The 15,014-nt window shown below is 57.7% G+C and carries 12 protein-coding genes; all 12 read right to left on the bottom strand.

Features of this window, described 5'->3' with window-relative positions:
* Positions 1-8: 8 nt before the first annotated feature.
* The 12 genes from flhA to fliR all read right to left on the bottom strand — a co-directional run bounded on the left by flhA (position 9) and on the right by fliR (position 15,013).
* Positions 9-2,138: a flagellar biosynthesis protein FlhA gene (gene flhA / locus AC1RGE_RS15730; RefSeq protein WP_011060000.1), complete on the bottom strand. Its 2,130-nt coding sequence runs from the start codon at positions 2,136-2,138 to the stop codon at positions 9-11.
* A gap of 144 nt (positions 2,139-2,282) precedes the next feature.
* A complete protein-coding gene (locus tag AC1RGE_RS15725; protein WP_015634644.1) occupies positions 2,283-5,801 on the bottom strand; it encodes a glycosyltransferase in 3,519 nt (1,172 codons plus the stop codon).
* Between the two features lie 100 nt (positions 5,802-5,901).
* Complete coding sequence (locus AC1RGE_RS15720; RefSeq protein ID WP_011059998.1) at positions 5,902-7,137, bottom strand: FkbM family methyltransferase; 1,236 nt, start codon at positions 7,135-7,137, stop codon at positions 5,902-5,904.
* Positions 7,138-7,195: 58 nt separating this feature from the next.
* The gene (locus tag AC1RGE_RS15715; protein WP_011059997.1) at positions 7,196-7,816 is read right to left on the bottom strand and encodes an LbetaH domain-containing protein; all 621 of its coding nucleotides are present in this window, start codon (positions 7,814-7,816) and stop codon (positions 7,196-7,198) included.
* Positions 7,813-8,940: an aromatic ring-hydroxylating oxygenase subunit alpha gene (locus tag AC1RGE_RS15710; protein ID WP_026020248.1), complete on the bottom strand. Its 1,128-nt coding sequence runs from the start codon at positions 8,938-8,940 to the stop codon at positions 7,813-7,815. Before AC1RGE_RS15710 ends, AC1RGE_RS15715 begins: the two co-directional genes overlap by 4 nt.
* A gap of 48 nt (positions 8,941-8,988) precedes the next feature.
* A complete protein-coding gene (locus tag AC1RGE_RS15705) occupies positions 8,989-9,627 on the bottom strand; it encodes an acetyltransferase (RefSeq protein WP_011059995.1) in 639 nt (212 codons plus the stop codon).
* Between the two features lie 16 nt (positions 9,628-9,643).
* The gene (locus tag AC1RGE_RS15700; RefSeq protein WP_041774561.1) at positions 9,644-10,408 is read right to left on the bottom strand and encodes an SDR family NAD(P)-dependent oxidoreductase; all 765 of its coding nucleotides are present in this window, start codon (positions 10,406-10,408) and stop codon (positions 9,644-9,646) included.
* 56 nt (positions 10,409-10,464) lie between these two features.
* Positions 10,465-11,505: a ketoacyl-ACP synthase III gene (locus tag AC1RGE_RS15695; RefSeq protein ID WP_011059993.1), complete on the bottom strand. Its 1,041-nt coding sequence runs from the start codon at positions 11,503-11,505 to the stop codon at positions 10,465-10,467.
* Between the two features lie 5 nt (positions 11,506-11,510).
* A complete protein-coding gene (locus tag AC1RGE_RS15690; protein ID WP_011059992.1) occupies positions 11,511-11,732 on the bottom strand; it encodes an acyl carrier protein in 222 nt (73 codons plus the stop codon).
* Between the two features lie 82 nt (positions 11,733-11,814).
* Positions 11,815-12,936, bottom strand: a complete 1,122-nt coding sequence (locus tag AC1RGE_RS15685) for a DegT/DnrJ/EryC1/StrS family aminotransferase (protein WP_011059991.1) — start codon at positions 12,934-12,936, stop codon at positions 11,815-11,817.
* 154 nt (positions 12,937-13,090) lie between these two features.
* Positions 13,091-14,227 carry a flagellar biosynthesis protein FlhB gene (gene flhB, locus AC1RGE_RS15680; protein WP_015634638.1) on the bottom strand — a complete coding sequence of 379 codons (1,137 nt, stop codon included), beginning with the start codon at positions 14,225-14,227 and terminating at the stop codon, positions 13,091-13,093.
* A gap of 3 nt (positions 14,228-14,230) precedes the next feature.
* A complete protein-coding gene (fliR, locus tag AC1RGE_RS15675) occupies positions 14,231-15,013 on the bottom strand; it encodes a flagellar biosynthetic protein FliR (protein WP_072451680.1) in 783 nt (260 codons plus the stop codon).
* Between the last annotated feature and the right edge of the window lies 1 nt (position 15,014).

Here is a 15,014-nt window from a genome sequence, read left to right as displayed (position 1 = left end):
CCACTACCTCAGCCGTTGGGCCCTACTGTCGCAACGATGGTCACTTGCTTGTTGTCCGGAATTTCCTGGTACGCCAGCACATGCAAACCCGGGACGGCGAGACGGCCGAACCGCGAGAGCATGGCGCGGACCGGCCCCGCTACCAACAGAATCACCGGTTGACCTTGCATCTCTTGACGCTGCGCCGCATCGATCAGCGAACGCTGCAGCTTCTCTGCCATGCTTGGCTCCAGCAGAACGCCTTCTTCCTGGCCTTGTCCTGCCTTCTGCAGACTGCTGAGCAAAATTTGTTCCAACCTTGGCTCCAAGGTGATCACAGGCAGCTCAGACTCAGTGCCTACAATGCTTTGGACGATGGCACGAGACAATCCGACACGTACCGCGGCAACCAAAGCGGCAGTATCTTGACTCTTGGCGGCATTGTTGGCGATGGCTTCGGCAATGCTGCGGATGTCGCGTACCGGCACCTGCTCGGCCAGCAGCGCTTGCAGGACCTTGAGCAACTGCGACAGCGACAGCACGCCCGGCACCAATTCCTCGGCCAGCTTCGGCGAACTCTTGGACAACACTTGCAGCAACTGCTGGACCTCTTCGTGGCCGATCAGTTCGCTGGAGTGCTTGTACAGAATCTGGTTCAAGTGGGTGGCGACCACGGTACTGGCGTCCACCACGGTGTAGCCCAGGGACTGCGCCTGCGGCCGCTGGCTGATTTCGATCCACACCGCTTCCAGACCAAAGGCCGGGTCCCGAGCGGAGATGCCGTTGAGCGTGCCATAGACCTGCCCCGGGTTGATCGCCAGCTCGCGATCCGGATAGATCTCCGCTTCGGCCAGGATCACCCCCATCAGGGTCAGGCGGTAGGCGCTCGGCGCCAGGTCCAGGTTGTCGCGGATATGCACCGTGGGCATGAGAAAGCCCAGGTCCTGGGAGAGCTTCTTGCGCACCCCCTTGATCCGCGCCAGCAATTGCCCGCCCTGGTTGCGATCCACCAGGGGAATCAGGCGGTAACCGACTTCCAGGCCGATCATGTCGATCGGCGTCACGTCGTCCCAACCCAACTCCTTGGTTTCCAGGGCACGGGCCGGGGAAGGCAGCAGGTCCTGTTGACGCTGGACCTCTTCCAGAGCCTTGACCTTGACCTGATTCTGCTTTTTCCAGACCAGGTAAGCGGCGCCACCGGCCACGGCCGCCAGGCTGAGGAAGGAGAAGTGCGGCATGCCCGGCACCAGCCCCATCACGGCCATCAGGCCGGCTGCCACCGCCAGCGCCTTGGGCGAAGCGAACATCTGCCGGTTGATCTGCTTGCCCATGTCTTCGGAACCCGAAGCCCGGGTCACCATGATCGCCGCCGCAGTGGACAGCAACAGTGATGGCAATTGCGCCACCAAACCGTCACCGATGGTCAGCAAGGCGTATACCCGGCCCGCATCGCCAAAGCTCATGTTGTGCTGGAAGATACCGACGGCCATGCCGCCGATCAGGTTGATGAACAGGATCAGTAAACCGGCGATGGCGTCACCGCGCACGAATTTGCTGGCACCGTCCATGGAACCGTAGAACTCGGCCTCCTGGGCCACTTCGAGACGGCGCAGCTTGGCCTGGTTCTGGTCGATCAGGCCGGCGTTCAAGTCAGCATCGATGGCCATCTGCTTGCCGGGCATGGCGTCCAGGGTGAAGCGCGCGCTCACCTCGGAAATACGGCCGGCACCCTTGGTCACCACCACGAAGTTGATGATCATGAGGATCGCAAAGACCACGATACCGACCACGTAGTTGCCGCCGATCACCACCTCACCGAAGGCCTGGATCACCTTACCGGCAGCGGCGTGGCCCTCCTGGCCATGGAGCATCACCACCCGGGTCGAGGCCACGTTGAGCGCCAGGCGCAGCAGCGTGGCCACCAGCAGAATGGTGGGGAACACGGCAAAGTCCAGCGGCCGCAGGGCGTACACGCACACCAGCAGAACCACGATCGACAAAGCGATGTTGAACGTGAAGAACACGTCCAGCAGGAACGCCGGGACCGGCAACATCATCATGGCCAGCATGACCAACAGCAGCACCGGCACACCCAGATTGCCTCGACCGAGGTCAGCCAGGTTGCTGCGAGCCGTGTTGATTAACTGAGATCGATCCACCGATTTACCCCGTTCCGTAAAGCAAACTTTTGACGCCTGAAGCGGCACGGGGCTGCTACTGCAAGAAACCTTCCAACTTTTACCGAAAGGAAATATGGCGCCGGCATTGAGCTGAAAATGCCGGAAACCTCAGAGTGGCCGTGATTAATCCGGCAGCCAGGCAGCACGCCACGCCATCAATGCGCTAGCGTCCAGCATCCAGTCGCGCCGGACGACTTCACGCAGGGCATCCCCGGCCCGGGCATTGGCCTGTGGATCATCCAGATGCATGCGGATGGCCGCCCTCCAGTCCTGGAAGTGATTGGCAACCCGAGTCACCGGCAAATCACCGCGGAAACACGCCAGATCACTGCAGATGACCGGATAACCACAGGCGCCATACTCCAGGAGACGCAGGTTGCTCTTGCACTCGTTGAGCAGACTCTGCTGCATGGGCGCTACTGCCAGATCCAGATTCAGCCTGGCCAGCGCCGCCGGATACAGGCTGATCTCCACACCACGATGCACTTCCTTGACATAGGGCAGCAGTTCCTCGGGACAAGCCCCCATGAACACCCAGTCGACTTCCGTCGCCAGGGCTTTCACCACCTCGCCGATCACTTGAAGATTAGCCAGCTGCCAGTCCGCGCCCGCCCACCCTACCCGGGGCTTGTCGCCGGCACACCGCTGGCTGCTTGGCAACGCCCCCCAGCCCTGCTGGTCCAGACGACTGTGGATGACCCGGGTATCCGGATGCAGGCCATGCAGAGCGTCGGCCAGGGCTTCGGTGGACACCACCAGGCGATCGACGCAGGCCACGGCTTCGCGCAAATAGTAGGAAATATCCCCAGGCGTCATGCCCTGGGCAGCCTCCCCGACAGCCAGGCTTGGCAGGTGATCGTTCAGCTCAAAGACCTTGAAACTGCGCGAGAAGGCTTGCGCACGACGCATGGCGCTGAGCGACTCCTCGCCGATGTGGCGCTGGAAAACCATCGAATCCGGGGCCACTCGCGCCAGTTCGGCCGGCGATAACAGCGCCATCGACAGCACCCCGTCGATCAGGCCCGCCGAACTCTGCTCCTCCATCGGTCGAATGGCCCGATAGTGACCACTGCCATAACGATCCGAAGGATGCACCAGCACCACTGGCAACGGGCGCCAGATCAGCGGACGCCAACTTAACGACGGCTCGGCCAGTTGAAAGCCCTTTGGCTGCCCCAGGGAAAAATTCAGGTTGTAGGCCGGGTCCCGCGCCAGCACCGAAAGCCAGCGCTGGGACAAGGCATCTTCATCCCGCGGCGCAAACGCGGCCGGCGGCATACCGTGCATGACCCGCGCACGCGGCGTCCACACGGTCAGATAACCATGGCCCGCCAGGCGCAGGCACAGGTCAATATCCGCTCCCGCCTCAGGGAACAGCTCGGCATCCCAGCCACCCACCCCATCAAACAGGGCTTTACGTACCATCAGGCAGATGTCGGCGACCGCACTGCAATTGCGATCCACCTGCAAGCCATTCATGTACCCGGCAGCGTCGGCCTGCTGCCCGGCAAATGCTGCCGCCCCGCCGGCCGCCAGCCCCAGGATCAGTCCGCCATGGCTCACTTCGCCATCACTGGAGAGCGCTTTGGCCCCCACTACCGCCACCTCCTGGCGCAGCGCGTGATTCAACAGCGCATCAATCCAGCCACCGTCGAAGATCGCCGTCAGCGCACGCAGGAATACCAGATATTCACCAGAAGCCTGCTGCGCCCCCAGGTTGTTGGCGGTGGAACGATCCACGGCATAAGGCAGGCTGACTACCCGGATACGCTCAGCCGACAGCTCCGCGACAGCCTGCAACCACTGCCTTGCCTCTGCGGCCTGACAGGCGTTATCGACGATCAGCAACTCGTAGAAAGGGTAACGGGTGTGCTCCAGGACACTGAAAATACAGCGCTGCGCCGCCGCCAGGTCGTCACTCACCACCACCACGATCGATACCAGGGGGCGGGCCTGGTGCCCGTAGTCGATCAGATAGTGTCCCGCAAGCGAGCTGTCGACCTGCGCGCTGGCATAGCCACGCTGCGACAGGTGCTCGACCAGCGCACGGCGCTCATCTTCATTTTCACCCAGGGCCACGGGCGGACAACTCAGCAGCAATTCCGGGATATGCCCGAAACCGTCAATGCCACCTTGATTGATCAGGCGCAGGATCAGCTCGAACTCCAGGGCCCGCGCGTAGGCACCATCAAAACCACCCACCTCGATCAGCACCCGACGCCTGAAGATCCAGTGACGCGCCAGCACCCCCGGGAAACTCAGCAGGTAATCCAGGTTGAAGTCCGGGCGCAGCATGACCCCCGTGTCGCCATTGGCTTCTCGCAGCACGCCATCACAGAACACTGCACGGCAGTCGGGATCCGGCAGCAACTCCAGGCTGGCGACCAACAGGCCGCTTGGCGTGAACTCATCACCAGCGCGGACCAGCACACACCATTCGCATGCATCTTCTTGCAGCAAACGATTGACCTGCTCTGCGTAGTTCGCCTGAACCGGTGTGAAGTGCAACTCGGCGCCGCCGGCAACCAAGCCAGGCGCCTCATGCCCCAGTACCGTCACTTTCAGTTGCACAAGCCCCTGCGGCTGCGCCGCCAGGCTATGCAGGGTGCGCGCCAGCGCCTGGGCATCCGCGGCCAGATCAAGGACGATGATGCCGATTGAAGGAGCACCGCCGCCGGACTGCAGATAGCCCTCCATCAAATGCAACTGGGTCGGGCTTGGCACCCGCTGCTCGATCCAGCTGTTGATCTGCCGGTCGGCCACGCCCTTGGCGTAACTCTGGCGCAGAGCAGCCAGGATATCCACCGGCTCGAACCTGTCGCCGCCATACAGGGAACGCACCGAAACCAGATGGTTATCCAGCCCCCCTCGATGCCAGCCCAGTTCGCGCAATGTCCGTTTGAAATCAGCGTGCCCCTGGTTACCGATACCCGGCTTGTCGCGCCCCTGCTGACTGCCCTGCTGCAGGGACACTCGGAAATCGGTCAGCGGCTGCTTCAGCAACGCCAGGTTGCCCTTTTGCAGCAGCTTCACATACATCGCCAGGTCGCCCACCCAATAGATCAGGCAACCATTGAGCGACATAAGGCCATCCCCCAGCGCCAGCAGATCCTCTCGGCGACAAAGCACGCAACTCGGCTCGCCGATGAAGTTGAGGCTATGGTCGGCCAGCAGGCTGGTCAGCTCCTTGCCATCGATAACCACATCGGTAGCGAAAGGCAGGGATGTGGCCAGGGCATCCGGTTGCGGGACCCCGTCGGAATCGATCAGGCGGCGACGCGAAGACGCCATGGCCACAGAGGGATCTGACTCCATCGCAGCCACCAGTTGCGCGACACATTCAGGGTGCAATACATCGTCGTCATGGAGGAACTTGATGTACTTTCCACTGGCGACTTTTATGCACTCAATGGCATTGAAGAGCTCGCCGCGCAGAGACTCATTGAACTCATAGCGAATCGGAAAAGAGCAGGACTCCTGATAACGAGCCGTGCACTCACGGATGGTCCCGGTACGCGAGTCATCGCATACCACCACCTCCAGATGCTCGTAGCTCTGCGCACAGACACTGGCCAGCGCCGCTTCAAAGTAAGTTGCCTTGTAAGCAGGAATGACCACACTGACCAGTGGCTTTGCGCTCATATAAACCTTCTTGCTAGTTAATGCCGATAGCCCGCCACCTTCGCTCGAGTGGCACAGGCCCAATCAAATGGCGCGCCAATGCAGCGCGCCAGAACGCAGATCAATAGAAGTACAGGCAGGTATCCCAGCGCTCTTCGGTGTGGTGGCGCAGGCCGATCTTGTAGTCGCCACGCACACTTTCGACAAAACGGGTGATATCCAGCAAATCGCCAGACCGGTGATAAGCCGAAATGGCCATTTTCGGGCGCCCACGACTGATGTGCTCACGGGCCCCCTGCAAGGCCTGCAATTCCGCCCCTTCGATGTCCATCTTGATCAGCGTCGGGCTGTCATCAAGCAATGAATCCAGACGGCGCACATCGACATCCCGGCAGATGGCCTGGGCAGTAGCGGCAGATAACAGGTGACCGCCGTGCCCGCCCTCATGCAAGAACGGCATCTGCCCGTCTTCGTTGCTCAACGCACAACCCAGCAACTCGATGGCACCTGACTGGGCAGGCGCGAGAGTACCGTTGTAACCGCTGATGAAGGATTGAATGGTGGCCCGATTGACTTCATCCGGCTCGATCATCCAGATCTTCTGGAAGCGGCCGTCGGTCGCATCGAGAAAGGCCTTGGCGGACTCGGCAATCGAGGCGCCACAGTCAGCGAAGCGCTCATTCTGGTCAGGCAGCCACAAGCCGGAACGGAAATACAGGGTCAAGTAGGGCTTGGCAGCGTTGAGTATCCACTCGGGGTCGCACGTCAAATGGCCGAGCAAAACGCTGAACAGGGTGAAGCGTGAATAGTCATCGTCCAGACGCCGCCCGAGAGCAATCAACTCCTGGGCGTGAGCAACAATGTAGCTGCCCCAGTCATCAATCCGATGGTCGCTCGCCGGGTTGATGGAAAGCAGCCGCAAGCCCTGCTCAAAGTTGAGCATGGGGATGTTGTTGCGCAGCGCCAGGCTTTTGAAATAACGCCGGGAGTGATCATACCGACAGCCATTGACACTGATCAGCGCAGTATCCCGGGCCAACTTCAGGAAGGCATCCGAACTGATCACCGGAACGCCATGAAAGCTTTCCATCTTGCCGGCCTTGAAGTCGTCGACCACGGCAACAATCCGCACTCTGCCGGCAGCTTCATTGATAAAGAGTTGAGAGAACTGGGTCGTTCCCAACAGCACGACTTTTGTTTCACGCCCATTTGCGTCGTAGACATGACAGGCCTCAGGCGCAATACAGAAGCGCGGATCATGTTGATACGCAGAGACCGCCCGCTGAAAGATGGTGACCAGGTTTTCGTAGTTACCAGCCACTTCCAGCCCTTTAACACCAGCATAATTACTCGGCATACCCACTCCAGAAACGGCCCGCCCAATTGCCTGAGCGAATCGGCAAGATAATTAACATTCAGTTTTTCAGGATTCTGGCGCCATCTGGCATCAGGGCATCATAAAAGGACTTGTCAGCAAGGACTTCCGGCAACTTCCCGCCCAACAACCACTCGCAATGGCGACCGACTTTCGTGCCCGCCAGCGCAAAGCTGCCAGCGGAGAGCGTGGTGCCCCTGCCGATTTCCACGCCGCGCCCCAGGGTCACACCCGCCTGCAAGGTCACACAGGCCCCTAACTGCACGGAGCAGTCCAGAGTTACCTGGCGATCAAGCCAGGAGCCCAGCCCCACTACCGCACCGGAGGCCAGGTTGCAGCCCGCACCCACATAGGCATTGCCTTGCAGAACGGCGCTTTCTTCAACAATGGATCGAGGCGAAACCAGATTGAACAGGCGATACCCCGCCAACCGAACCTGGGCAATCAGCTTGTGTCGCGAGTAGTTGACCGCACGCTCATCCAGCGCCACAAACACTTCGAAGTCTTGCGCCGGATACCGATCGATGAATTCATCCAGCTGAAAGTTGTAACGATCAGCCGAAAGCAGGCGGTGCTGCACATGGGGCAAGCCCAGCTCAGTGGCCATCTGGCAGGCATGCTCGAAGGCCCAGCCCTCCCCCAGCACGATATGGCGAGTCATGGGCGCTCTCCCAAAACATGAGTTCTATACCAGAGATGCTGTTGAACGATATGCGCCTCATACTCGCCGTGCATGAAGCGCCGAGAGTGCTCACCGAACCCATCCTGCAAACGCTCGAGCACAACCGTGTCCTCGGCTATGACCTTGCGCTCGCCACGAATCAAAGTTGCCAGCAACGCAGTAAAGTCGGTGCGGACATCCTTGCGTGTGGCGGTCATCATCCACAGGTGATAATCGGTAACCCCAGGGGATACGGGATCGTACTGCTGAAGTAGAAAGTGATCACCCTTGACACTACAGAAGTTGACATTGGGATAAATGAACCAGTTGTAGTAGGCATGTTCACTGCCATATTTTTCGCACAACGGCGCAAACCAGTTCTCGTAGGGTTTGATCATTGATTTGTTACTATAACTCAACGAGTCAAGTTCAGGAGATTCAGAAGTGGCAATTAACCTAACGACTTCAGCCCCACCTCCAACAGAAGGGATTTCCCTGACCATTTGACTCATGGCCGGCATGAAGGTTTGAGGATGAATAAAAGGAACGTGATTATAATCCTTCACGTTTTCCATATTCAGCTTCCAGTTATAACGGACCTGATGACAACTGTAGATAATCTGCGAATCTAGGTGAGAGGAGACATCTTTTAACTGCTGGATAAACTCATCAGTAAATTGCTTGTTCAGCGCAAGTGGCTCTTCCGAAAAGTTGACAAACAACAACTGGCCAACCTCCTCCAGATGAAGCTTTTTCAGGCAGACTTTCTCTCGTTCCGCAGCACTGAACTGGTAAAGCCCATGATTGGGTATGCCCCGCAGCTCACCCTCAGAACCAAAAGACCAGGCATGGTAAGGACAAACCATCGGACGCTTGCCAGCATTTTCAATCTGGATAGGCGATAGTCGATGGGGGCACTCATTGATAAAGGCCCGGATACCGGCTTCGGTTCTCTGAACCAAGATCGGCACACCCGCTACCTTGCGGGTAAAAAACTGATTGCGCTCGCGCACCATCGAGGTGAAACCGACAAAAGTCCACAACTTGCCAAATAAGTTGGCACGCTCGTGGGAAAGAGTTTCCGCGGAGGTGTAATGGCTTGCATCCAAAGCATGACGCGACATAAAACATATCCACAAAAATGACCGAGCAGCCAGATGAATACCTAGCCTTCAATTCTGCTTGGTGAAAATGACTCGAGCGGGGTTACCCACCACCGTCGCACCGGCAGGAACATCCTTGAACACCACTGCGCCCATGCCGATAACCGCCCCATCGCCTACAGTCACCCCACGGGATAGCATGGCCCCAGAGTTGATTACGACGCCATTACCCACCTTGACATAGCCGGCCAACAAGCAACGGGGCGCGATATGCACATAATCACCAATCACCACGTCGTGACCGATCATGCTGTCTTGATCGATAAAGCAGTAACTCCCGATCCTGCTGTCCACACCACAACTTACTTCATACGAAAAAAATGTTGCACCCCAAGTGGTTCTCACGCCTAAAAGTTGAGGTTTACCAAAACCAATAAACTGGGCACCTTTTTCACGAAGCAGTTGTACCTGCTTTTGCCTGCTCGATGGATCTCCAATTGCGGCCAAAAATAGGTGATCAGATCCAGGCTGAAAACCTTCGGGAGTACCTAACCAAGGGCAATTAAGAGCTTCGGAGACAACTTCTTTTCCCCGCTCATCCAAAAAACCACCGAGAACCCAATCAACACCACAGGCGACATCAGCCTCCAGTTGGGCAAGAACCTGACGCCCAAGCCCACCTGCTCCCAATATGACGACCTGCTTCATAGCAGCTCCTGTTGATTTAACTGATGGTCAAACCACCATCCATGACCAGTGTTGTTCCTGTTATCCAACGGCTAGCACCGGAAATCATGAAAATCGCCGCATTAGCAATATCATCTGGCCGACCAAACCCTAGAGGATAATCTTCAAGCAGTTGATCAAGAGAGGTCACCTTGGCGGTTTCCGCCAAGATCGGTGTTTCCACCAGTGAAGGAGAAAGGCAATTAACTCGAATCCGACGCTTGACTAACTCCATAGCAAGACAACGCGACGCAGCAATCAAAGCAGCCTTGCTCGCGGAATAAGCCCCCACACCTGCAACACCGATATGGGCAGCGATAGATGAAAGAAATAGAATGGACCCATCATCTGCTACAAGATTGCGCTTCAAAACCCCTTGGGTAAGTAGCATAGGAGCTTCAAAGTTAATGGCGTGCACTTCCTGAAGATGAGTGTCAGTCATCATGCGCGTCGGACACAGGCGAGAAATGCCGGCACTGTGCACCAACCCATGAATTTCCGAACCAAGGGCTGCAACAACAGCGTTGCGCTCCTCTGCAATCGTCAGGTCAGCCAAGATCATCTGATGAGGCAGATCCGAAATGCTCTGCAACTCTTCAAAAGTCTTGGTCAGACGCTCACGATCACGTGCCGTTGCAATGACCTCGGCCCCCATGCGCGCGAAACTCAGCGCTATAGCCTGCCCCAGCCCCGAGCTGGCACCGGTAACCAAGACTCGCTTACCCTTGAGGCTGAATGGATTAAAACTGTTGTCAGCATTCACTGTGCTGCCCTCCGAAGAATATGTGCGGCCATTGGGAGGAACACCTCCCAGCCTCATCAGGATTCAATCAAATCAGGAAACTTCGCCCCCTGGATATCCACCAGGCAGGTTCCCCATGACAAACCAATACCAAACCCTGACAGCACTAGACGCTTAGATCCTTCCTCAAGCTGCTTGTTAATTCGCGCAGTCATGGTGACTGGCAGCGAAGCACCGCTGGTATTGCCAAAATCACGCAGAGTCGAAGGGACTTTCTCGACAGGAAGCGCCAACTTCTTACGGATGGTTTCGTTAATCATCCGGTTGGCCTGGTGAAAGATGAAGTAATCGACTTCGTCTTTCGAGGCATTGGCATATTCAAGCAACTTCTCTACTGCCGGCGGAACCCGCTGAGTGGAAAAGCTCAGCACCGCAGTACCGTCGAGCTGCAAGTCGATCGCTCGATGCCAGTGATCATTTTCATTCTCACGGAAAGGCACCAGATGCTGTATGCCTACCGGCTCACGATGCCCCCCGACCGGGAGGATGATCGCTTTGTGGCCGCTACCATCGCTATTCAGGTCGAAGTACATGGGCGGCGCATCCGCACAGAACTCCATCGCCGTAGCGGTGCCGGCATCCGAAAAGATCGGGTCATTGAGCTGGGCACCGCTGTCCCCAACCAGCACCAAGCCTTTCTTGATACCTCCGGCGCTGATCAGCGATCCGAGCAGATGCAGGCCGAACGGATAGCCGGAACACCCGAGGTTGACGTCGAACGCCAGGGTGGTATGGGGCAACCCCAGACGATCCTGAAGAATGATCGCAGTGGCAGGCGCCAGGTAGTCCGGGGACTGGGTAACCACGATCAGCGCGTCGATTTCCTCGAGCTTCCACTCCAGGCTTTCAATCAGCTTGGAGGCTGCATCGAAGGCCAGGTCGGAAAAACACTGCCACTCTTGCGTCAGCCTTCGCAGCTCGATACCGATATTGCGTACCAGTCTTTCGCGTTCTGGACGAATCTGCGGCTTGCAATCAGTCAGATTGGAAACAACTCGTTTAGGAACGCAAGTTGCCATACCGGCAAAGCGCACAGAATTCAACGTAACGAGTGGCATGAGACTTATCCTACCAAGTTGTAAAGATCACCAATGGTGACAGCCTTTTCGAGGTCATCACCGGTAATCACTTTCTTGTATTCCATATCGAACATGACAATCACACCCAATGCGGCGAGCGAATCCCACTCTGGCAAATTGCGCAACTCCGTCTCCATGGTGACTTCAACTGGCTCCTGAAAATCGGTGGCAGACAGAAAGTTTTCGATAAATGCTTCTTTGCTCATAACAGCCTCTTAATAATCAGAATCTGCGGTTTAAAATTCCGCAAAACACTCGCCTTCTTGGCGAAAGTCCCTCTCCAGTACGTTATATATTCGCCGAGTTTCCTGAGCGAATGACAGCAACGATCCGTTGCAGGTCCTCTGGCTCCAACCCTGGATAAATGGGCAGACAGATAACCTTTTCAGCCAATGCTTCGGCCACTGGCAAAGCATGGCGATGAAGTCCCTCCATACCTTCATACACCGACATCTGGGTAATCAGGGGATAGAAATAACGGCGCGCGAATATATTGTGCTCCTGCAACAACCCATAGAGTTGATCGCGGCTCAGCGCATATTCGGGCTCAATGGCAATCGGAAAGTAGGCATAGTTCGAGACAAGAGCGGCCGGTACCGGGTCCAGGTTAATACCTTTGATGGTTCGCAATTCAGAGCGATAGAAACAATCGATAGCTCTACGCTGTTCCAGGGCCGCGTCGATATGCTGCAGCTGCAAGAGCCCGAACGCAGCATTTACTTCACTCATCTTGCCGTTGATGCCACAGGTCACCACCGTGACCTCATCCACAAAACCAAAATTCCTCAATTGATCGATATGCAACTTTGTCTGTGCATCCGGGCTGATGATCGCACCGCCCTCGAAGGTATTGAAGACCTTGGTTGCATGCAGACTCAGGACACTGAGGTCGCCATGGCGCAGTACACTGCCACCGGCATCTTCCACGCCAAACGCGTGGGCGCCGTCAAAAATTACTTTCAATCCATGTTTATCGGCGATGGCCTGAATCGCCTCTACATCACAGGGATTGCCATAGCAGTGCACCGGCATGATGGCGGTCGTCTGTGGCGTAATGGCCTGTTCTATCTTTTTAGGGTCGATGTTGAAGGTCTGTGGATCGATATCGACAAACACCGGGGTCAAGCGATTCCACACCAAGGCATGGGCCGTAGCGACAAAAGAATAAGGCGTGGTAATCACTTCACCCTTCACATGCAGCGCTTGTAAAGCGGTAATCAGGGCCAATGTTCCATTGGCAAACAACGACAAATGCCCGACCCCCAAGTAACGAGCCAGTGCTTGCTCAAGTTCTTGATGGAAGGGACCGCAATTGGTCAGGCGCTTGTTTTTCCAGATCTGCTCCAGATAAGGAACAAATTCCTCTAACGGCGGCAGTAGCGGACTGGTAACTGTAATTATTTTTTCCATGACTTATCAGTTCTGAGCAGTTCGAACATCCCAAAGAACAAAGTCAATCCACCCGCTTTTTTCAGATTGATTCTGCCTAGTCAAAAAAGTAACCATTTCCATACACTGGCTACCCACAAGCAATAATCCAGCCAACAATCTGGCGGCGCTCGCCTCAGGAGTCGCGCTGCAGATCCGGCGGAATCGGCAGATCCTTGAGCGGATCCGGGCGCTTGCCCTTGCCCGCGCGGTGCTGGCGGATCTGATAGACGTAGGCCAGTACCTGGGCCACCGCCAGGTAAAGCCCGGCAGGAATCTCTTCCTCAAGCTCGGTGGAATAGAAGATCGAACGCGCCAGGGCCGGCGACTCCAGCAGCATGACCTCGTGGGCCACGGCGATCTCGCGAATCTGCAAGGCCAGGAAGTCGCTGCCCTTGGCCAGCAGCACCGGCGCCCCGCCCTTCTCGGCATCGTATTTGAGCGCCACGGCGTAGTGGGTCGGGTTGGTGATGACCACATCGGCCTCCGGGATCGCCGCCATCATCCGCCGCTGGGACATCTCGCGCTGCAACTGGCGAATCCGCTGCTTGACCTCGGGCCGCCCCTCCTGGTCCTTGTGCTCGTCGCGCACTTCCTGCTTGGTCATCAACAACTTCTTGTGGGCCTGGTACAGCTGCACCGGCACATCCACTGCGGCAATCAGGATCAGCCCGCAGGCCATCCACAAGGTGCTCCAGCCCACCACCTGGATGCTGTGGATGATCGCCTTCTCCAGGGGCTCATGGGCGATACGCAAGAGGTCGTCGATATCTGCCGAGAGCACCGAGAGCGCCACGAACAGCACCAAGGCAAACTTGGCCAGGGCCTTGAGCAGCTCGATCAACGCCGTGGGGGAAAACATCCGTTTGAGGCCATTGGCCGGGTTCATCCGGCTGAACTTGGGCGCCAGGCTCTTTCCGGCGAACAACCAGCCGCCCAGGGAAATGGGGCCGATGACCGCCGCCAGCAGCAGGGTCAGCAGTACCGGCTGCACCGCCAGGATGGCGATCTTGCCCGAATGCAGCAGGTACAGGCCCATGGCCCCGGGGCTGAGCAGCACTTCACGGGGCAGGGAGAAGTTCAGGCGCATGATTTCCAGCAGGTCCAGGGCCAGGCCACCACCATAGACCAGCAGACCGCCCGCCCCCGCCAGCATGATGGCCAGGGTATTGAGCTCCTTGGAGCGGGCAATCTCGCCCTTTTCCCGGGAGTCCTTTTTGCGTTTCTCCGTGGGCTCTTCTGTCTTGTCCTGACCGCTCTCGCTCTCTGCCATGGCTCAGCGCGCCTTTGCCAGTTCGCGTAAGAACTGCAAGGCCTCGGAGGCCAGCGGTTGATACTGATTGAGAATGTCAGCCAGGCTGACCCAGACGATGCCCATGCCCAGCACCAGGGTCAGGGGAAAGCCGATGGAGAAGATGTTCAATTGCGGCGCCGCGCGAGTCATGACGCCAAAGGCGATGTTCACCACCAGCAGCGCGGTGATCGCCGGCAATACCAGCAGCAGCGCCGCCCCCAGCACCCAACCGAGCTTGCCTGCCAGCTCCCAGTAATGGTTGACCATCAGGCCGCCACCCACCGGCAGGGTGGTAAAGCTCTCGGTAAGCACCTCGAACACCACCAGGTGGCCGTTCATGGCCAGGAACAACAGGGTCACCAGCATGGTGAAGAACTGCCCGATCACCGCCACCGACACACCGTTGGTGGGGTCGACCATGGAAGCGAACCCCATGCCCATCTGGATCGCCACGATCTGTCCGGCAACCACGAAAGCCTGGAAGAACAGCTGCAGGGAAAACCCCAGTACCGCACCGATCAGGATCTGTTCGGCGACCAGCAACAGGCCACTGAGATCCAGGGCGTGTACTTCGGGCATGGGCGGCAGCCCCGGCGCTATCACCACGGTGATCGCCAGGGCAAAGTACAAACGTACCCGCCGCGGCACCAGAGTGGTCCCGAAGACCGGCATCACCATCAGCAGCGAGGTGACCCGGAACAGCGGCAACATGAAGCTCGCCACCCAGGTACTGATCTGGGTGTCGGTCAACGCCAGCAGGGACATG

The sequence above is a fragment of the Pseudomonas sp. GW823-FHT02C05 genome (assembly GCF_058797595.1).
The sequence above is the reverse complement of the archived record's forward strand: the minus strand, read 5'-3'. Positions and strand labels throughout refer to the sequence as shown.

Excerpts from the sequence above, each read along its gene's own strand:
- AC1RGE_RS15705 (WP_011059995.1), bottom strand. The coding sequence starts at position 9,627 with ATGAAGCAGGTCGTCATATTGGGAGCAGGTGGGCTTGGGCGTCAGGTT.
- AC1RGE_RS15720 (WP_011059998.1), bottom strand. The coding sequence starts at position 7,137 with ATGCCGAGTAATTATGCTGGTGTTAAAGGGCTGGAAGTGGCTGGTAAC.
- AC1RGE_RS15715 (WP_011059997.1), bottom strand. The coding sequence starts at position 7,816 with ATGACTCGCCATATCGTGCTGGGGGAGGGCTGGGCCTTCGAGCATGCC.
- AC1RGE_RS15695 (WP_011059993.1), bottom strand. The coding sequence starts at position 11,505 with ATGCCACTCGTTACGTTGAATTCTGTGCGCTTTGCCGGTATGGCAACT.
- AC1RGE_RS15685 (WP_011059991.1), bottom strand. The coding sequence starts at position 12,936 with ATGGAAAAAATAATTACAGTTACCAGTCCGCTACTGCCGCCGTTAGAG.
- fliR (WP_072451680.1), bottom strand. The coding sequence starts at position 15,013 with ATGTCCCTGCTGGCGTTGACCGACACCCAGATCAGTACCTGGGTGGCG.
- flhB (WP_015634638.1), bottom strand. The coding sequence starts at position 14,227 with ATGGCAGAGAGCGAGAGCGGTCAGGACAAGACAGAAGAGCCCACGGAG.
- AC1RGE_RS15690 (WP_011059992.1), bottom strand. The coding sequence starts at position 11,732 with ATGAGCAAAGAAGCATTTATCGAAAACTTTCTGTCTGCCACCGATTTT.
- AC1RGE_RS15710 (WP_026020248.1), bottom strand. The coding sequence starts at position 8,940 with ATGTCGCGTCATGCTTTGGATGCAAGCCATTACACCTCCGCGGAAACT.
- AC1RGE_RS15725 (WP_015634644.1), bottom strand. The coding sequence starts at position 5,801 with ATGAGCGCAAAGCCACTGGTCAGTGTGGTCATTCCTGCTTACAAGGCA.